Below are 18,171 nucleotides of genomic sequence, written 5' to 3'. Positions count from 1 at the left end.
TGAATCCTACGCCGCAAACGTCGACAGCGTCTCGCGCGGCGCGTTCATGAGCCGCGGGCGGCGCGGGACCGCCGGCGCGGCGCCGCCATGAGCGGCCGGAGGCCGTTCACGCAGGCGAGGACCGCGGAGCCGTTGTTCATGAGCGTCGCCATGACCGGGTTCAGCAGCCCGGGGATCGACAGCGCGTACGCGGCCGCGTTCACCCCGAGGATCATCGAGAAATTCTGGTGGATGATGCGCATCGCGGCGCGCGAGATGTCGATCGCCTCGACGAGCTTCGACAGGTCGTCCTCCACGAGGACGACGCCCGCCGTCTCCCGGGCGATCTCCGCGCCCGCGGAGACGGAGATGCCGATGTCGGCGTACGAGAGCGCCGGCGAGTCGTTGATGCCGTCCCCGACGACCGCGACCGTGCGGCCCTCCTGCGTGAGCCGCCGCGTGATCTCCGCCTTGTCCTCGGGCAGCATCTCCGCGAAGAACCGCGTGATCCCGAGCTCGAGGGAGACCTGCCGGGCCACCTCGCGGCCGTCGCCCGTCAGCATGACGATGTCGTCGATCCCGCGCTCGCGCAGGCTGCGGATCGTCGCGCGGCTCTCGGCCCGGATCGCGTCGCGGTAGGCGAGCGTGGCGACGTGCCGCCCGTCGACGGCGAGGAAGAGGAGCGATTTCGCCGTCGACTCGAGCGCCTGCCTGGCGCCGGCCTCGGTGCGGCAGGCGATGCCGAGCTCCTCGATGAAGCGCGGGCTGCCGAGCTGCACGACCCTGCCGAGGACCCTCGCCTGCACCCCCCGGCCGACGAGGTAGCGCGACTCCTCCCGGTCCGGGATCGACAGCCGCCACGCGTCGGCGAGCCGCAGCACCGCCTGCGAGACGGGGTGGGTCTGCCGCGCGGACACCGCGGCCGCGAGCGTCGCCGCCTCGCGCTCGGACAGGGCGTCGTGGACGAGGAAGTCCGTGACCTCGGGGACGCCGGACGTCAGCGTGCCCGTCTTGTCGAAGACCACGGTCGACACCCTCGCGAGCTTCTCGATGTAGGCGCCGCCCTTGATGAGGATCCCGCGGCGCGCCGCGGCGTTCATCGAGGCGAGCACCGTTGTCGGCGCCGAGACGCGCGGGCCGGTGCCGAAGTCGATCGTCAGGATCGCGGACACGCGGCCGAGGTCGCGCGTGGCCGCGAGCACGACGGCCGAGCACGCGAGCGCCGGCGGGACGAGGCGGTTCGCCACGACCTCGGCGTAGTTCTGCGCGCGCGTCTCCAGCGCGGGCGCGCTCTCGATGAGCCGCGCCGTGCTCGCGGCGGTCGTGTCGCCGCCGACGCGCTCGGCGCGGATGTACAGCTTGCCGTCCTTGATGGCGGTCGCCGCGAAGCAGCGGTCGCCGGGGCCCTTGAGCACCGGCATCGACTCGCCGGTCAGCGACTGCTGGTCGACGAGCCCCTCCCCGTCCGTGACCGTCCCGTCGACCGGGATCACCGAGCCTGTGTAGACGACGAGGACGTCGCCCACGACGAGCTCGGCCACCGGGACCTGCACCTTGGCGTCGCCGCGGACCACCCACGCGAGGTCCTGCTGGTACCCGAGCAGGCCGCGGATCGCGCGCCGAGCGCGGGCCTGCGTCAGGTCGCGGATGTGGTCGCCGAGCGTGACAAGCCAGATGATCCCGGCGGCGTTGATGGCGTCTCCTGTCGCCACGGCCGACGCGATCGCGAGGCTGTCGAGCAGGTCGACGTTGAGCTTGCGCTGCCGCACCACCGAGTCCCACGCCCGCGTGAAGATGGGCGCGCACGTCGCGGCGATGAGCGGGTACGCGAGCAGCGGCGAGACGAAGCCGAGCGAGAGGAGCATCCCGGCGCTCGAGAGGTAGAGCGGGCGCCGCGCGACGGCGGACGCGCGGCGCGCCTCCCGGGCGCGGCGCGCGACGCGCAGCGCCCCGCGCGGGGCCGGCGCGACGGAGGCCTGGGCGGCGGCGCGCACGATGGCGGCGAGGTCCGCCTGCCGCGGGTCGTGCTCGACGACGGCGCTCGCCGCGCCCTCGGCGAGGCGCACGGACAGGACCCCCGGCACGGCGATGAGCCCCGCCTCGAGCAGCGGGCCGAAGGCCGCGTCCCGGCGGAGGCGCGGGAGCCGCAGGCGGACCCTGCCCGGAATCGCGTGGACGACGTCGACGCCGCCCGCGCGGTCCACGACGGAGGCCACGACGGAGAGCGGCCCGGCCCCGCTCGACGGTAGCGCGGCCATCATCACCCCGCCTCGCCGCCGGAGGGCGCCCCCGCGCTCGCGACGAAGCCCTGGATGCGGCCGTGGTTCAGCACAAGGAACGCGTCGAACCCGTACTTGACCAGCGTGATCCAGTGAGGCGCGCCCGGGGTGCGCCGCAGGAGCACCTGGACCAGCCCGGAGCCGACGAGGAGCCCGGGGATCACGAGCTTGAGATCGACCTGCGGCGGCGGGACGACCAGCGACGCCGCGTTCAGCCGGTCCACGGCCTTGACCACGAGGCGCGCCGTCCGCCCCGGGCTCGGCGGCTCGACAAGCCCGGCGCAGCGCGGCGGCGGGGGCGCGAGCTCGTCGAGCGAGCCGCAGCCGCAGCCGGAGAGCTCGGGGATGTGCGCGAGCTCGGAGAGGACGGCCTCGAGCGGGACATCCGGCTCGTGCTCGACCGTGAGGCTCGCGGCCCACGCGTTCTCCCGCGCGTCGACGACGCTCGGGCACGCGCGCGCCAGCTCCGCGATCTCCGCCGCCCGCGCCCGGTCCCGGCGGAGGGCGGGGACGCCGAGGCGCACGCGCCCTGGAATGCAGTGAATGATGAAGACCCCTCGATCGCTCGACATGGCACACCTCCCGGCCGGCGGAGGCCGGGTCACCCAGGACAGCCCTCTCCTCAGCGCGCGGGCGGATCCATCTCGACGCGCACCCCCGCGGACGCGGCGTCGGCGCTCTGCTGCTGCCGCGCCATCTCGTCCCTCACCTCGGCGACGAGGTCGGCGAGCCGCTCCCTGCCCTCGCCGAGCGCGCTCTTGACCGACTCGAACGCGACGAAGCCGAGCCGCATGGCCCGCTTGACGGTCGGGCGGGTGATCCTCGTCAAGCTGGCGAGACCAACACCGATGATGATGCCAAGCCCGAGGCGTTCCATCTCCCCTCCTCTCCTCGAATTACACGAACGGCGGCGCCGACAGGCGCGCGCCGCGGAATCACGGAATCATGACGGACAGAGTATTTGAACCACAGAGTCACAGAGCGCACAGAGGGAGAGAGTCAGAAGAAGAAGCTCGCTCTTTGCGCCTCCGCGCGGCGGGTACGCTGGAGTCCGAGCCGCGCGGGGCGACAGGGCCGCGCCGCGCGGGCGCTGCGCGGCCACGACCCGGACGGGCGCCGCCGCGCGGGCGACCGCGCCGGATCCGGGATCATGAGAGGCCGCCTTCGAGCAAACACCCATCCTTCCGCGACTTCCGTGAGAGCACCCACAGGAATTTGTAACACCCTAGTCGCTCGATCGCCACGTACATTTCATGTCCACTCGACACCTGACTCGCGTGCTGGCGGAGCGTTCTGTCCGGACCTCCGGGGCGAGGCGCGCCGCCACGTGGGCCATGTCGGCCGCCTCGCTTGGGCGCGAGTCCGCGCTGGTCGGGCGCGGGGCGCAGCGGGACGCCCGGGCGCCGGGTTGTCCGTCGCTTCCAGCCGGCGAGCGACCGTGGTAAATTTTCGGACATGCAAGCGGGGCAGCACGAAGAGCCCGCGGACGAGGGCGGCGGCTCTCTGATCGCGGCGCTCCTGGCGGAGACGGGGGTCGCGCCGGCCAGCGACGCGTACGAGGGCGTCAAGCGGGGCGTGGAGGTCGCGCTGGGCAAGGCGGTCCGCCGGCCGGAGGACGGCGCGGGGATCGACAACGCCCTGGTCGACCTGTGGATCGCCGAGATCGACCTGCGGCTGGCGCGCCAGATCGACGAGATCCTGCACCACCCGGTGTTCCAGCGCCTGGAGGCCGCGTGGCGCGGGCTCAAGTTCGCGATCGATCACATCGACTTCCGCGAGAACATCCGGGTCGAGGTCCTCAACTGCTCGAAGGACGATCTGCTCGCGGATTTCGAGGACTCGTCCGAGGTGGTGAGGAGCGGACTTTACAAGATCGTCTATTCCTCGGAGTTCGGCTCCTTCGGCGGCAAGCCGTTCGCGGCCGTCATCTCGAACTACGAGTTTGGCCCCGGGCCGCAGGACGTCGCGCTGCTCCAGAAATGCGCGGCGGTGGCGACGATGGCGCACGCGCCGTTCCTGGCCGTCGCTGGCCCGCAGTTCTTCGGGCTCACGGACTACCGGAAGGTGCCGCACCTCGGCGACGTCAAGGCGCTCTTCGAGGGGCCGCAGTACGTGAAATACACCGCGTTCCGCGAGTCCGAGGACGCGCGCTACGTGGGCCTGCTCCTCCCGCGCTTCCTCCTGCGCCTGCCGTACGGCGCGAGCACCGTCCCGGTCAAGGCGTTCTCGTACGAGGAGGACGTCGTCGGCGACCACGCGGCCTACTGCTGGGGCGCCCCGACGTACGCGATGGCGACCCGGCTCGCCGAGAGCTTCGCGCGCCACCGCTGGTGTCTGCACATCATCGGGCCGCAGTCGGGCGGCACGGTCGAGGGGCTCACGCTCCACGAGTACGAGGCGCTGGGCGCGATCCAGACGAAGATCCCGACCGAGATCATGCTGACCGAGCGGCGCGAGTTCGAGCTCAGCGAGGAGGGTTTCATCGGGCTCACGTTCCGGAAGGACACCGACAACGCCTGCTTCTTCTCCGCGAACTCCGTGCAGAAGCCCAAGTACTTTGGCCAGAGCGAGGAGGGGCGCGCCGCGGAGGTCAACTACCGGCTCGGCACGCAGCTACCGTACATCTTCCTCGTCAGCCGGCTCGCGCACTACCTCAAGGTGATGCAGCGGGAGCAGATCGGCACATGGAAGGAGCGCGCCGATCTCGAGCGCGAGCTGAACGGCTGGCTGAGCCAGTACGTCGCGGACATGGATGTCGTGTCGCCCGCCGTGCGCTCACGCAGGCCGCTCCGCAAGGCGCGGACCGCGGTGAGCGAGGTCGAGGGGAGCGCGGGCTGGTACCGGGTGCACCTCGAGGTGCGCCCGCACCTCAAGTACATGGGGGCTTACTTCACCCTGAGCCTGATGGGAAAGCTCGACAGGGAGTGAGGTAGACCGCGCTCCCGGACGGACGTACGTGCTGTCGCGGACCGCGCATCGCGCAGATCGTGCCCGCGTGATGCGCGACCGCGCATCGCGCAGATCGTGCCCGCGTGATGCGCGACCGCGCATCGCGCAGATCGTGGTAAAGCGCCGCATGCGCACGCAACGACAGCCTGGAGCTCTCCTCGCGATCACCCTGGCCCTCTCTGCGCTGCCGGCCTGCGGCCCCGCCGCGAGCCCGCCGCCGCTCCCCGCGGGCGGCGCGAAGGCGACGCCCGCGCCGCCCGCGCCGCAGGGCCTGCCTGTCGTCGAGACGCGGCTCGAGAGCGTCGGGCTCGACGAGTCCGCGCTCGACCGCTCGGCGAACCCCTGCGAGGACTTCTACCAGTTCGCCTGCGGCGGGTGGCTGGCGAAGGCGGAGATCCCGGGGGACGAGCCCATCTGGATGCGGAGCTTCAACGAGATCGAGAAGCGCAACGAGGCGGAGCTGCGGCGCATCCTCGAGGAGGCCACGCAGGCCGGCGACCGGGATCCGGTGAGCAAGAAGATCGGGGCCTACTACGGGGCGTGCATGGACGAGGCCGCGGTCGAGGCCGCCGGCGTGAAGCCGATCGCGGACCTCCTCGCGAAGGCGCGGCGGGTGCGCGACGCGAAGGGCGTCGGGGCGCTCGTCACCGAGCTCCATGGCCGCGGCATCTGGGCGCTGTTCGACATCGCCGCCGCGCAGGACATGAAGGACGCGACGCGCGTCATCGCCCAGCTCGACCAGAGCGGGCTCGGCCTGCCGGACCGCGACTACTACCTCAACGAGGACGACAAATCGAAGGCGCTCCGCAGGACGTATGAAGAGCACGTCGCGCGGATGATGCGGCTCGCCGGAGCGCAGGAGGCCGCGGCGAAGAAGGCGGCGGCCGACGTGATGCAGATCGAGACCGAGCTCGCGAAGATCTCGAAGACGCGGGTCGAGCGGCGGGATCCGAAGGGGCTTTACAACAAGCTGGACCGGGCGGCGCTCGCGAAGGCGTCGCCGGATTTCCCGTGGGACGCGTACTTCCAGGGGCTCGGCCGCCCCGACGTCAAGGAGGTCAACGTGACCTCCGTGCGCTTCTTCGAGGGGCTCTCGCGGCTGCTCAAGACGGCGAAGCCCGCCGCGTGGCAGAATTACCTGGCGTGGCACGTTGTGCGCTCGATGGCGCCCGCGCTGCCCAGGGCGTTCGTCGACGAGAGCTTCACGCTGCGCGCGGCGCTCACGGGGCAGCAGGAGGAGCGGCCGCGCTGGAAGCGGTGCGTGAGCGCGACCGACGCCGCGCTCGGCGAGCTGCTCGCGCAGCCGTTCGTCAAGACGAGCTTCCCCGGCGAGAGCAAGCCGGCGGCCGAGGCGATGGTGCGCGAGATCAGCGGCGCGTTCGCGCGCGAGGTCCGGTCGCTCGACTGGATGGATGAGGGGACGAAGCAGCGCGCGCTCGCGAAGCTCGGCGCGATGGCGAACCTCATCGGCTATCCCGACAAGTGGAGGACGTACGACTTCGAGGTCGATCCGAAGGAGTACGCGAAGAACGAGCTCGCGTCGCGCGCCTTCGACGTCCGCTGGCACCTCGGGAAGATCGACAAGCCGGTCGACCGCAACGAGTGGCAGATGAGCCCGCCCGCGGTGAACGCCTATTACGACCCGCAGCGGAACCACATGGTGTTCCCCGCCGGCATCCTTCAGCCGCCGTTCTACAGCGTGAAGTCGGGCGTGGCGGTGAACCTCGGCGGCATCGGCATGGTGGTCGGGCACGAGCTCACGCACGGGTTCGACGACGAGGGGTCGCAGTTCGACGCCAAGGGCAACCTGGAGGACTGGTGGTCGAAGGACGTCGGTGCGGCGTTCAGGGAGAAGACCGGCTGTGTCGAGGCGCAGTATTCGGCCTACGAGGCGCTGCCGGGGGTCAAGCTGAACGGCAAGCTGACGCTCGGCGAGAACATCGCGGACCTCGGGGGCGTGAAGCTCGCGTTCATGGCGTACAGGGAGATGCGCAAGGGCGCGGCGGAGCAGACGGTGGCGAGCGGGCTCACCGAAGATCAGCAGTTCTTCCTCGCGCACGGGCAGGCATGGTGCGGCAAGCTGCGCGACGAGTCGCTGCGGCTGATGGTGCAGGTGAACCCGCACTCCCCGCCGCGCTTCCGCGTGAACGGGCCGCTCGCGAACCTCCCGGAGTTCGGCGAGGCCTTCAAGTGCGCGCCCGGCACGCCGATGCGGCCGACCCGGCAGTGCGCTGTATGGTAGCGCGCGGGGCCGCGCATTGCCGCGCGCGGCGTCCTCGGTTACAGGCAGGGCCATGATCCTGATTGGCCAGTACGACTCGCCGTTCGTGCGCCGCGTCGCCGTGGCGCTCCAGCATCATGGGCTCGCGTACGAGCATCGCCCGTGGTCGGTGTGGGCCGACGCGGAGTCCATCGCGAAGTACAACCCGCTCCGGCGCGTGCCGGTGCTCGTCACGGACGACGGGGAGTCGCTCGTGGAGAGCGCGGCGATCCTCGACGCCCTCGACGGCATGGTGGGGCCCGAGCGGGCGCTCCTGCCGCCCTCGGGCGAGGCGCGCCGCGCCGGGCTGCGGGTCTGCGCGCTCGCCACGGGGCTCGCGGACAAGGCGGTGAGCCTTCTCTACGAGCACGTGCTGCGCTCCGGCGATCGCCGGAGCCCGGTGTGGGTGAGCCGCTGCGTCACGCAGATCGGCGAGACGCTCGATCTGCTGGAGCGCGAGCGCGCCGCCCGGCGCGGCGACGACTGGTGGCTGGGCGCCTTCAGCCACGCCGACATCGCCGTCGCCTGCGCGCTGCGCTTCCTCGGCGAGGCGCACCCGACCCTCACCGACGCCGCGCGGCGGCCGGCGCTGGCCGCGATCGCGGCCCGCTGCGAGGCGCTCCCGGCCTTCGCCGCGGTGGTCCAGCCGCTCCACGTGGCCGTGTAGCGCTGGCATCAAAAAGATACCGCAACAGCCGATCAGGGCGCCGCCGCCCGCTCGCTCGTGGCCAGCCGCGCAGCCCCTTCCGCGCCGCGGCTCGGCGGCCAGCGCCCGGTGCGCCTCGAGCGCCGGCGCCCTTGACGCCGGAGGTCGGGAGGCCTATTGCATTCGTGCATCGAGATATATGGATACATGGGTCTTTCCGAGTACATCGAGACGCTGAACCTCCTCGGGGACGAGAGCCGGATACGGCTCTGCGTGCTCCTCCGCGAGCGCGAGCTGCGGGTGACGGATCTGGTCCGCGTGACGGGCATCGCGCAGTCGCGCGTCTCGACGCACCTCGGGCGGCTCCGCGAGGCAGGGTTCGTTCGGGATCGACGCCAGGGACCGCAGTCGTTCTACACGCTCGCTGTCGATACCCTGTCCGGGACCGCGAAGGCTCTCCTCGATGACGCCACGCGATCGGCTGACCCGACCCTGGAAGGCGACCAGCGGCGCCTCCTGGAGCTCGACGCCGAGCGGCGCGGCGGCCTCCCGGAGTCCTTCGCCGGCGAGATGGAGAGGCGGTACTCCCCGGGCCGCACCTGGCAGTCGCTCGCGGCCGGCATCGCCGCGTTGCTGCGCCTCGGCGACGTCCTCGACGTCGGATCGGGCGACGGCGCGGCGGCCGCCTCGCTCGCGCCTTACTGCCGCTCGCTCACGTGCATCGACTCGAGCAGCCGGATGATCGAGTCCGCGAAAGAGCGATTCTCGACCCAGCCCCACGTCCGCGCCCAGGTCGCCGATGTCCACGACCTGCCGTTCCGAGACGCCTCCTTCGACGCGGTCCTCGTGTTTCACACGCTGACCTATGCCGAGCGCCCGCCGCGGGCGCTGGAAGAGTGCGCCCGCGTGCTCCGCCCGGGCGGACGGCTGGTGATCCTGTCGCTCGACGCGCACCAGCACCGGGAGGTCACAGCGCCCTACGGCGAGCGCCACCCCGGCTTCTCGCCCTCCGACATCCGCGCCATGCTCACCCGCGTGAGCCTCGATGTCGTCGCGTCCGACGTCGCCTGCCGCGAGTCGAAAAAGCCACATTTTCAGGTCGTGCTCGCCATCGCCGACAAGCCGACCCCGGGTCCCTCCAAGAGCGCCAAGCGAGTCTGAACATGCCATCCAACAACCCCGCGCCTCCCCTTCATCCACTCCAGAAGCTGCTCCAGAGCCGCATCGCCATCATCGACGGGGCGATGGGGACGACCATCCGCACCTACGGGATGAAGGAAGCGGACATCCGGGGCAAGCGGTTCGCGGACTCGAAGAAAGACCTGCTGAACAACGGCGATCTGTTCACGCTGACGCAGCCGGAGATGATCTGCGATATCCACCGGCGGTTCCTCGAAGCCGGCGCGGACATCATCGAGACAAACACCTTCGGCGCGACAAGCATCACCCAGAGCGAGTTCTTCGTGGACGATCCGCGGGAGCACGGCGGGCGGAAGGATCCAGCCTTCTATCAAGGGATCATCGACGACCCGTTCCTCAACGACCTCGCCTGGGAGATCAACGAACAGTCCGCGCGGCAGTGCCGCGAATGGGCGGATCGCGTGGCGAACGTCGACGGGCGGCAGCGGTTCGTCGCGGGCGCCATCGGCCCGCTCACCGTCTCCCTGTCCAACTCCCCGGACGCCGACGACCCCGGCTTCCGCGTCGTGACGTTCGATCAGGTGAAACAAGCGTACCTCCACCAGGTCCGCGCCCTGATCGCCGGCGGCTCCGACGTGCTGCTGGTCGAGACAATCTTCGACTCGCTCAACGCGAAGGCCGCGCTCGTCGCCATTCGAGAGGTGTTCGACGAGGACGGCAAAACTCTGCCGGTGATGATCTCGGCGGCGGTCGGGCGCGGCGGAGAGACGATGATCTCCGCGCAGACCGTCGAGGCATTCTGGAACGCGGTGAAGCACGTGAGCCCGCTCGCCGTCGGGCTGAACTGCTCGCTCGGCCCGGACCTGATGTATCCGTTCCTGGCCGACCTCTCGGAGAAGTCCAGCGCCGCGATATCCTGCTACCCGAACGCCGGCCTTCCCAACCCGCTCTCGCCCACGGGCTTCGATCTGGAGCCGGCGGACATGGCGCGCCACATCGGCGGCTTCGTGGAGGCAGGCCTCCTCAACATCGCCGGCGGCTGCTGCGGCAACACGCCAGAGCACATCGCGGCCATCGCCAAGGCGGTCGCCGGCAAGCCCCCGCGCGCCCTCGACCCGAAGCCTTCCGCTGACGCCCCGCCCGGCGGCGCGCCCTCGTCAGGCCCGCCGGTCCCCCTGCGCCTGTCCGGCTCGCAGCCGTTCACGCAGCAGCCCGGCGTTTACATGATCCTGGGCGAGCGCACCAACGTCTCCGGGTCGCCGAAGTTCGCGAAGCTCATCAAGGAAGGGAAGTTCGAAGAAGCGGTGAGCGTGGCGCGCCAGCAGGTCGAGAACGGCGCCAACGTCGTCGACATCTGCATGGACGAGGGCATGATCGACGGCGTCTCCGCGATGACGCGCTTCTTGCTGCTCCTGGCCAGCGAGCCCGAGGTGGCGAAGGTCCCGTTCATGGTGGACTCGTCGAAATGGGAGGTCATCGAGGCAGGCCTCAGGTGCATGCAAGGCAAGGGCATCGTGAACTCGATCTCCCTCAAGGAGGGAGAGGCGAAGTTCCGCGAGAACGCGAAGACCATCCTCAAGTACGGCGCCGCCGTCGTGGTCATGGCGTTCGACGAGCAAGGGCAGGCCGCCACCTACCAGGACAAGATCCGGATCTGCAAGCGCGCGTATGACATCCTCGTCGACGAGGTGGGGTTTCCTCCCGAGGACATCATCTTCGATCCGAACATCCTCACGGTCGCCACCGGCATGGAGGAGCACAACAACTACGCCGTCGACTTCATCGAGGCCACCCGCTGGATCAAGGCAAACCTGCCGCACGCCAAGGTGAGCGGCGGCGTGTCGAACATCTCGTTCAGCTTTCGCGGGAACAACCGGGTGCGCGAGGCCATGCACTCGGCATTCCTCTATCATGCCATCCAGGCCGGCATGGACATGGGCATCGTCAACGCGGGCATGCTCGAGGTGTACGAGGAGATCGAGCCGGAGCTCCGCGAGCTCGTCGAGGACGTCCTGCTCAACCGGCGCCCGGACGCCACGGAGCGGCTCGTCGATTTCGGCGAAGCGCTGAAGGCCAAGAACGCCGGCGCCGCCGAGGCCGAGAAGAAAGAAGAGGAGTGGCGCAAAGGCACCGTCGAGGAGCGGCTGTCGTACGCGCTGGTCAAGGGCATCGATACGCACATCGACGTCGACACCGAGGAGGCGCGCGCCAAGCTCGGCCGTCCGCTCTCGGTGATCGAGGGCCCGCTGATGGATGGAATGGGCATCGTCGGAGATCTCTTCGGCGCCGGCAAGATGTTCCTTCCGCAGGTGGTGAAATCGGCGCGCGTGATGAAGAAGGCCGTCGCGTACCTCACGCCGTTCATGGAGGCGGAGAAAGCGGCGATGGCCGCCGCTGGACAGGCCGTGAAGACGCAGGGGAAGATCGTCCTCGCCACGGTGAAGGGCGATGTCCATGACATCGGCAAGAACATCGTGGGCGTCGTGCTCGCGTGCAACAACTACGAGGTGATCGACATGGGCGTCATGGTCCCGTGCGAGAAGATCCTCGAGCGCGCCAGGCAGGAGAAGGCGGATCTGATCGGCCTGAGCGGGCTGATCACGCCGTCGCTCGACGAGATGATCCACGTCGCCCGCGAGATGGAGCGGCAGAACTTCAAGCTGCCGCTCTTGATCGGCGGGGCGACGACAAGCAAGGCGCACACAGCCGTGAAGGTGGCCCCGCATTACAGCGAGCCGGTCGTGCATGTGGTCGACGCGAGCCGCGCCGTGCCCGTCACGACGAGCCTCCTGAGCGAGGAGGGCAAGCCGGCGTTCGTCGCCCAGCACCGCGCCGAGTACGAGAAGCTCCGGCGGATGCACTCGGCGCCGAAGCACAAGCTCGTCTCCATCGAGGCCGCGCGCGCGAACCGGACGCGGATCGAGTGGCGCGCCGAGGATCTGCCGGTGCCCGAGTTCATCGGCGCGCGCGTTCTCGAGGACTTCCCGCTCGCCACCTTGCGCGAGTACATCGACTGGACGCCGTTCTTCCACACGTGGGAGCTGAAGGGCGTCTATCCGCGGATCCTGGAGCACGAGAAATACGGCGAGCAAGCGCGCCAGCTCTACTCCGAGGCGAACGCGCTGCTCGACACGATCATCGAGAAGAGGCTGCTGACGGCGCGCGGCGTGTATGGCTTCTTCCCCGCGAGCGCCGTGGGTGACGACGTGGAGGTTTACACGGACGCGACGCGCAAGGAGGTGCTCGATCGGCTTCACTTCCTGCGCCAGCAGACGGCGAAGGAGAACGGCGAGCCGAACCGGTCGCTCGCTGATTTCATCGCGCCCCGGGAGACCGGCCTCCCGGACCACATCGCCGGCTTCGCGGTGACCGCCGGCATCGGCCTGAAGGAGCTGTGCGAGCGCTTCAGGGCGAGCTACGACGACTACAACGCGATCATGGCCGAGGCGATCGCGGATCGCCTGGCCGAGGCGTTCGCCGAGTGCCTGCACAAGCGGGTGCGCGACGAGTGGGGCTATGGCCGGCAGGAGGACCTGACCAAGAGCGAGCTCATCGAGGAGAAATATCGCGGCATCAGGCCGGCGGCGGGGTACCCAGCGTGCCCGGATCACACAGAGAAAGGCACGCTCTGGCGGCTGCTCGACGTCGAGAAGAGCACCGGCATCCGGATCACCGAGTCGTTCGCGATGTGGCCCGGCTCGAGCGTGAGCGGCCTGTACTTCGCGCACCCGCAGGCCCGGTACTTCAGCCTTGGGAAGATCGATCGTGACCAGGTGGTCGACTACCACGCGCGCAAGGGGATGACGGTCGCGGAGGTCGAGCGCTGGCTCGGCTCGAACCTCAACTACGACGCATCAAGGTAGTGCCTCGTCACCCAGGGACGAAAGCGGGCTGAAGGCCCGCGAGGCCATGCCGGGGCGGGGCGGATCGCGCGCGGCGGTCCTCGACGAGCTGCGTCTTCACCTCACCCCGTGCTATCTCTGAACCAGTGCAGTCACTCGATGATTGGATGAGGTCAGATCCATGAAGGTATACGTCTTCAAATCGTTGCCGCCGTTTCTCTGGGGTTACACGCGCGACCTTCGCGCGATGTGGGCGCTGGAAGAGTGCGGGATCGCCTACGAGGCCGTCGGGCTCGATTGCGGGCCGAAAGGTCTCCAGGACGAAGTCGAGTTCGGAGTTGTATCGCCGTTCAAGCAGGTCCCGGCGATCGATGACGACGGGTACATCTTGACGGAGTCGGGCGCGATCCTGCTCTATCTTGCGGAGAAATCCGGAAAATTGATTCCTCCTGACCTGAAGGGGCGCGCGCAGGTCTATCGCTGGACGCTCACGTCGTTGAACAACATCGAGCCTTTCGCGCTGCCGATTCTGTTTGCCGATCTTCAAGGCGACTCGAACCCCCATTTGAAGGCCCTGCGCCCCTGGCATGTCGAGATACTCGATCGCTTCTTGCCGACGATCGACAAGATGCTGCAGGCGCAACCGTTCATCACGGGGGCCGACTTCACGGTTGCGGACATTGTTCTCACGGGCGTGCTGCGCGAGCTTCGCAAGACGGAGATCCTCGCCAGGTATCCGAACATCGAGGACCACCGTCGTCGCTGCGAAGAGCGGCCCGCGTTCGTGAAGGTCCTGAGCGCCTACGAAGACCGCCTCGGCATTCCCCGCGGAAGCGCGCGATAAGCCACCCGCCGACGCCAGAGCAGGCCTGGCGCGCGGATCCGGTCTGCGGTCCGGCCCTGGCGTGTGGTCTCCGGTTATCCTGGGCGGCCGATGCGCGTGCGTCGTTCACTGCCGCTCGTTCTGGTCCTCGCCGCGTCCGGGTGCCGCGACCGCGCGCCGGATCCCTCGGCCGCGCTCCAGCCGGCGCCCGAGGCGCTCGCCGGCGCCGCGGCTCCGGCCGCTGCGTCGAGCGGCGCGGCCGGCGATTCAGCGCTTCTTCCTCCGAGCGGCGCTCTACTCGGAGACCGTGAGCCGCAGCGCGCGCTGCGCGAGCGCGTGCAGGTCGGCGAGGCTGGCCCCCTCGAGCGGCGAGGCCTCGGCGCCCAGGGACGCGGGGGACGCGCCCTGGCCTAGCGCGTCGAGGAGCCAGCGCGCCGTGAGGACATCGCCGCCGAGCCACGCGCGCGGCGGCGACGGCTCGCCGAGCGCGGCGGCCTCGATCCAGCCGATGGGCACCCGCGCGACAACCGCGGGGCCGGCGCCCGGCGGCGCCGGGTCGTCGGGCGCGACGATCGGCCGGAAGCGCTCGACCGCGAGCTCCGGCGCTCCGCCGCCGTCGGTCAGCGGGAGCCCCGCGCGGACGGCGACGGCCTCGATCACGACGGCCGCGAGCTCCTCGATCGAGCGGCGCGCCGGGAGGACCTCGGCGAGCGCCGCCGGCGCCTTGCCCAGCCAGCGGTCGAGCGCGCGCTCGTCCGGCGCCGCGAGCTCGGCCGGGATCGCGAGCGGCGCGTCGTGGCCCGCGAGGACCTCGATGAGGACCGCGCCGTCCGGCGCGGCGTCGACGCCGAGCAGCGCGGCGGGGCGGTGCTGCAGCGAGATCCACTCGCGCCCGGCGTAGTGCGCGGTCGCGCCCGCGCGGGTGAAGCCCCGGAGGAAGCCGCGCACGTTGCGGTTCAGGAGCGTGCGCGCCGTGGCGTCGGCCGCGAGCGCGGCGACGTGCGGCAGCGCGAGCGTCCAGACGACGCCGCGCCCGCCGAGGAACGCGGCCGTGCCCGTCGTGGAGCGCCGCAGGACAGCCGCGCCGCGCGCCGCGCAGGCCGCCAGGTCGACGACGCGCCCGGCGCGCTGGGCCGCGCCGAGCACCACGGCGGGGCCCTCGACGAGGCTGGCGGCGAGCCACGGGGCGGCCGCCGAGCGGGCGCGCTCGAGCAAGGCGGGGCCGAGCGCGAGGGCGTCCGCGAGGGGGCGGTGGGCAGGCGGGAGGGAGCACAGGGGCGTGGCAGGCATCGCGTCGAGTATCCTCCGTTGCGGCGAGGGAGGCGGCCCCCGCGCCGAGGAGCGCGCGCGGGTGCGGCGGAGCGGGCCGTGGCCGCCGACCGAAGACGAGATCGGCCGGGCGGCGCCGGTGATAGCATCGCCGCATGACCGAAGAGGAGCTGGCAAAGCAGCGCGTCGGCGCGCGCATCGGCCCATGGACCTTGGTGCGCGTCCTCGGGGTCGGCGGCATGGCCAGCGTCTTCTATGGCCTCCGCGCGGACGGGTGCGCGGCGGCGGTCAAGGTCCTGCACAGCGAGCTCGCCGGCATCGACGAGGTGCGAAAGCGGTTCCTGCGCGAGGGGCCGATCGGCAACGCGCTGGCCGCGGTGGCGCCGCTCTGCGAGGGGCTGCCCCAGGTGCTGGAGTCGGGGGCCACGGACGACGGCGTTGTCTACATGGCCATGGAGGTGCTCGAGGGAGAGACGGTGTTCGACCGCATGGTCCGGCACGGGACGCTCCCCGTCGGCCAGGTGATCGCGCTCGCCGAGCGGGTCCTCGACGTGCTGATCGTGGCGCACGACCACGGCATCGTTCACCGCGATCTCAAGCCCGAGAACCTGCACATCGGCGACGACGGGCGCGTGCGGGTGCTCGATTTCGGCCTCGCGCGCGTCCTCGACCCGCTGCTCGAGGACGTCGCGGGCGTGCCGGAGATGACGAAGACCAGCACGGGCGTGTCGATCGGCACCGACGATTACATGGCGCCCGAGCAGGGCCTGGGCCTCATCCGCGAGATCGACGGCCGCACCGATCTGTTCGGCCTCGGCGCGACGATGTTCCGCCTGCTCGCGGGCCGCACGATCCACGGCAAGCTGGAGGACGCGCGCCTGCTCATCGCCGTCGCCACGGAGAAGGCGCCGCCGCTCGCGCAGCACGCCCCCACGGCGCCCCCCGGCCTGTGCGCCGTCGTCGACCGCGCCCTCGCCTTCCTCAAGCAGGAGCGCTACCCCGACGCGAGGACGATGCGCGCCGACCTCGCCGCCGTGCGCGCCGGCCGCGAGCCGCCGTATGCGACGGCGGCGGCGAGAGCGCGAGCCTAGCCAGAGCGCCAAGCGGGCTCGGGCCCCGGCGGCTCGGGGAGCTCGACAGGCCGGGGCGTCGCTCGCGCCGGGGCAGCACCTGCCACCCGGGCCCGCCGGGTCGGGTCGCGGCGGCCGGTACCGCGTGGCTCGCGCGCGCTCGGCTGCGTGGCTCGGCCGCGCTCGGCTGAACGAGTTCTGCGTGGCCCGGCCGCGCTCGGCTGAACGGGCTCCAGGAGATCCTCGCCCCGCGGGCTCAGCGGACGACTGCGCGTCGCGTCACGACCGCGTCCGCGTCGAGCATTATTTTCCAGCACGCCAAAGAATGAACGAAGCTTGCACAATCATGAACAAACGATATTACCCAGAACGCTCACTGGGAAGATAAGTGAGGCAAACAACATTCGACCGTCGCCGAAGGCGACGTTCTGGAGGTTCGACCGTGAAGCAAGATCTCCTCCGTTCACCGCATGTGCTGCTGGGCGCTGCGCTCGTCGTTTCGGCCCTCGGAGGGCTGGGCGCCTGTCAAGGAGACGGGGACGAGGCCGCCCCGGAGGCGTTCGTGGCGCCGGGTCGTTGCGTCTATACGAGCCCCATCACGCAGGCCGAGGAGTGCCGCGACTACACCGGCACAGGCTGGACCGCGGAGGCTGCGGAGGCCGACTGCCAGGCGCTCCAGGGCGGCACCTTCGCAGCGGGCGAGCTCTGCGCGTATCCGCAGGCGCTCGGCCGGTGCGTGCTCGGCGGCGGGACCGAGGACGAATACAGCATCGTCCTGCCCGGCGACGACACGAGCCAGTGCGCCGCGACCCAGCGCGGCTGCGAGACCTTCGGCGGCGGCCAGTTCGAGCCCGACGCCTGCAAGGGCGTGACCGGGGAGACAGGCGGCAGCGGCATCGGCACGGGCGGCGCCGTCTTTCAATGGCCCGAGCAGGTCTGCGTCGATCCGAAGGAGGGCGAGCCGGCCGGGCAGAGCGACGGCAAGGTCTGCACGTTCGGCACGATCTCGGCCTGCACCGAGCCCGGCCGCCTGTTCACCGACTATGCGTCGTGCGAGCCGGTCCTCACGCAGCGCCCGTACTGGCCCGCGCCTCCCTCCGATTTCAAGACCCCGAGCGACGATCCGCGCCTGTCCGACCCGGAGTGGCTCGGCGAGCTCGCGTGGGTCACGGAGCAGACCGAGGCGTGCGGGTGCGTGTGCTGCCACTCGGAGAAGGCCGCGCCGGCCACGGGGACGTCGAACTGGTACATCGAGGCCGGGCCGGTCTGGACCGACAGCTTCTATCCGACGGGCCTCGCGCTGGCCGCCGGCTGGGTCTCCTCGGCGGCGCTCGGCGCGTATCCGGCCGACCAGAACAACGGCTTCTCCCGCGACACAGCCGGCCTGCCCACCACGGACCCGGCGCGCATGATCGCGTTCTTCGAGGGCGAGCTCGAGCGCCGCGGATACACGAAAGAGGATTTCGCGGACATGACCCCGTTCGGCGGGCCCATCCACGAGCAGAGCCTGTACGAGCCGAGCGATTGCGCGGCAGGGGAAGGCGTGGACGCCGCCGGCAAGATCACCTGGGTCGGCGGCGACGCCCGCTATGTCTACGTCCTGTCGGCGGACGCCGCGAACCCGGGCGCTCCGCCCAACCTCGACCTGCCCGAGGGGACGATCTGGCGGCTCGACGTGCCCTGGAAGGCCGAGCCCGTGAAGAGCGGTATCACCTACGGCGAGGTCCTGCCGAACACGAAGCAGGGCTATCCCGCCCAGGGGAGCCCCGAGGAGCTCGTCCCGGGGACGAAATACTACCTTTATGTGTGGGCCGACGTCGGCATCCCGATCACGCGGTGCCTGTTCGAGGTCTCGCCCTGAGAGGGAGCGCGAGAGCGCGGCGACCCTCCTCTCCGCGTGGGGAGAGGGAGGGT

The 18,171-nt window shown here is 70.6% G+C and carries 12 protein-coding genes; 8 read left to right on the top strand and 4 right to left on the bottom strand.

Annotation, left to right across the window (positions count from 1 at the left end):
* Positions 1 to 44: 44 nt before the first annotated feature.
* The 3 genes from WMF42_RS06480 to WMF42_RS06470 are packed head-to-tail and all read right to left on the bottom strand — an operon-like array spanning position 45 to position 3,135.
* Entirely contained in the window at positions 45 to 2,240 is a 2,196-nt protein-coding gene (locus tag WMF42_RS06480) for a heavy metal translocating P-type ATPase (RefSeq protein ID WP_437690907.1), read from the bottom strand.
* Positions 2,240 to 2,830 (bottom strand): hypothetical protein, encoded by a 591-nt coding sequence (locus WMF42_RS06475; RefSeq protein ID WP_437690905.1) that lies wholly within the window; start codon positions 2,828 to 2,830, stop codon positions 2,240 to 2,242. Before WMF42_RS06475 ends, WMF42_RS06480 begins: the two co-directional genes overlap by 1 nt.
* A 50-nt stretch (positions 2,831 to 2,880) precedes the next feature.
* A complete protein-coding gene (locus tag WMF42_RS06470; RefSeq protein ID WP_061605549.1) occupies positions 2,881 to 3,135 on the bottom strand; it encodes a hypothetical protein in 255 nt (84 codons plus the stop codon).
* A gap of 578 nt (positions 3,136 to 3,713) precedes the next feature.
* Between WMF42_RS06470 and tssC the strand changes: the two genes are divergently transcribed.
* From tssC to WMF42_RS06440, 6 genes are all read left to right on the top strand, one after another.
* The gene (gene tssC / locus WMF42_RS06465) at positions 3,714 to 5,186 is read left to right on the top strand and encodes a type VI secretion system contractile sheath large subunit (protein WP_437690903.1); all 1,473 of its coding nucleotides are present in this window, start codon (positions 3,714 to 3,716) and stop codon (positions 5,184 to 5,186) included.
* A gap of 148 nt (positions 5,187 to 5,334) precedes the next feature.
* Positions 5,335 to 7,449 (top strand): M13 family metallopeptidase, encoded by a 2,115-nt coding sequence (locus WMF42_RS06460; RefSeq protein WP_437690901.1) that lies wholly within the window; start codon positions 5,335 to 5,337, stop codon positions 7,447 to 7,449.
* A gap of 52 nt (positions 7,450 to 7,501) precedes the next feature.
* Complete coding sequence (locus WMF42_RS06455) at positions 7,502 to 8,134, top strand: glutathione S-transferase family protein (RefSeq protein WP_061605552.1); 633 nt, start codon at positions 7,502 to 7,504, stop codon at positions 8,132 to 8,134.
* 186 nt (positions 8,135 to 8,320) lie between these two features.
* The gene (locus WMF42_RS06450; RefSeq protein ID WP_437690898.1) at positions 8,321 to 9,274 is read left to right on the top strand and encodes a metalloregulator ArsR/SmtB family transcription factor; all 954 of its coding nucleotides are present in this window, start codon (positions 8,321 to 8,323) and stop codon (positions 9,272 to 9,274) included.
* Between the two features lie 2 nt (positions 9,275 to 9,276).
* Entirely contained in the window at positions 9,277 to 13,116 is a 3,840-nt protein-coding gene (gene metH, locus WMF42_RS06445) for a methionine synthase (RefSeq protein ID WP_437690896.1), read from the top strand.
* Between the two features lie 160 nt (positions 13,117 to 13,276).
* On the top strand, positions 13,277 to 13,939 hold the full coding sequence (locus tag WMF42_RS06440; protein ID WP_437690894.1) for a glutathione S-transferase family protein: 663 nt from the start codon (positions 13,277 to 13,279) through the stop codon (positions 13,937 to 13,939).
* A gap of 273 nt (positions 13,940 to 14,212) precedes the next feature.
* Here the strand turns inward: WMF42_RS06440 and WMF42_RS06435 are convergent, their stop codons facing one another.
* Positions 14,213 to 15,208, bottom strand: a complete 996-nt coding sequence (locus tag WMF42_RS06435; RefSeq protein ID WP_437690892.1) for a lipoyl protein ligase domain-containing protein — start codon at positions 15,206 to 15,208, stop codon at positions 14,213 to 14,215.
* A 134-nt stretch (positions 15,209 to 15,342) separates the two neighbouring features.
* Between WMF42_RS06435 and WMF42_RS06430 the strand changes: the two genes are divergently transcribed.
* Together WMF42_RS06430 and WMF42_RS06425 are read left to right on the top strand one after the other, a co-directional pair.
* Complete coding sequence (locus WMF42_RS06430) at positions 15,343 to 16,278, top strand: serine/threonine-protein kinase (protein WP_061605557.1); 936 nt, start codon at positions 15,343 to 15,345, stop codon at positions 16,276 to 16,278.
* A 421-nt stretch (positions 16,279 to 16,699) separates the two neighbouring features.
* Positions 16,700 to 18,118, top strand: coding sequence for a proteinase inhibitor (locus tag WMF42_RS06425; protein WP_437690889.1), 1,419 nt, complete (start codon positions 16,700 to 16,702; stop codon positions 18,116 to 18,118).
* Positions 18,119 to 18,171: the final 53 nt, after the last annotated feature.

This window comes from Sorangium sp. So ce176, assembly GCF_051519835.1.
Taxonomy (GTDB): Bacteria; Myxococcota_A; Polyangia; order Polyangiales; family Polyangiaceae; genus Sorangium; species Sorangium cellulosum_G.
The sequence above is the reverse complement of the archived record's forward strand: the minus strand, read 5'-3'. Positions and strand labels throughout refer to the sequence as shown.

What these genes read in the sequence shown, in the direction of transcription:
- WMF42_RS06440 (WP_437690894.1), top strand. Translation starts at nt 13,277, where the DNA reads ATGAAGGTATACGTCTTCAAATCGTTGCCGCCGTTTCTCTGGGGTTAC.
- WMF42_RS06435 (WP_437690892.1), bottom strand. Translation starts at nt 15,208, where the DNA reads ATGCCTGCCACGCCCCTGTGCTCCCTCCCGCCTGCCCACCGCCCCCTC.
- WMF42_RS06450 (WP_437690898.1), top strand. Translation starts at nt 8,321, where the DNA reads ATGGGTCTTTCCGAGTACATCGAGACGCTGAACCTCCTCGGGGACGAG.
- WMF42_RS06460 (WP_437690901.1), top strand. Translation starts at nt 5,335, where the DNA reads ATGCGCACGCAACGACAGCCTGGAGCTCTCCTCGCGATCACCCTGGCC.
- tssC (WP_437690903.1), top strand. Translation starts at nt 3,714, where the DNA reads ATGCAAGCGGGGCAGCACGAAGAGCCCGCGGACGAGGGCGGCGGCTCT.
- WMF42_RS06470 (WP_061605549.1), bottom strand. Translation starts at nt 3,135, where the DNA reads ATGGAACGCCTCGGGCTTGGCATCATCATCGGTGTTGGTCTCGCCAGC.
- WMF42_RS06475 (WP_437690905.1), bottom strand. Translation starts at nt 2,830, where the DNA reads ATGTCGAGCGATCGAGGGGTCTTCATCATTCACTGCATTCCAGGGCGC.
- WMF42_RS06455 (WP_061605552.1), top strand. Translation starts at nt 7,502, where the DNA reads ATGATCCTGATTGGCCAGTACGACTCGCCGTTCGTGCGCCGCGTCGCC.
- WMF42_RS06430 (WP_061605557.1), top strand. Translation starts at nt 15,343, where the DNA reads ATGACCGAAGAGGAGCTGGCAAAGCAGCGCGTCGGCGCGCGCATCGGC.
- metH (WP_437690896.1), top strand. Translation starts at nt 9,277, where the DNA reads ATGCCATCCAACAACCCCGCGCCTCCCCTTCATCCACTCCAGAAGCTG.
- WMF42_RS06480 (WP_437690907.1), bottom strand. Translation starts at nt 2,240, where the DNA reads ATGATGGCCGCGCTACCGTCGAGCGGGGCCGGGCCGCTCTCCGTCGTG.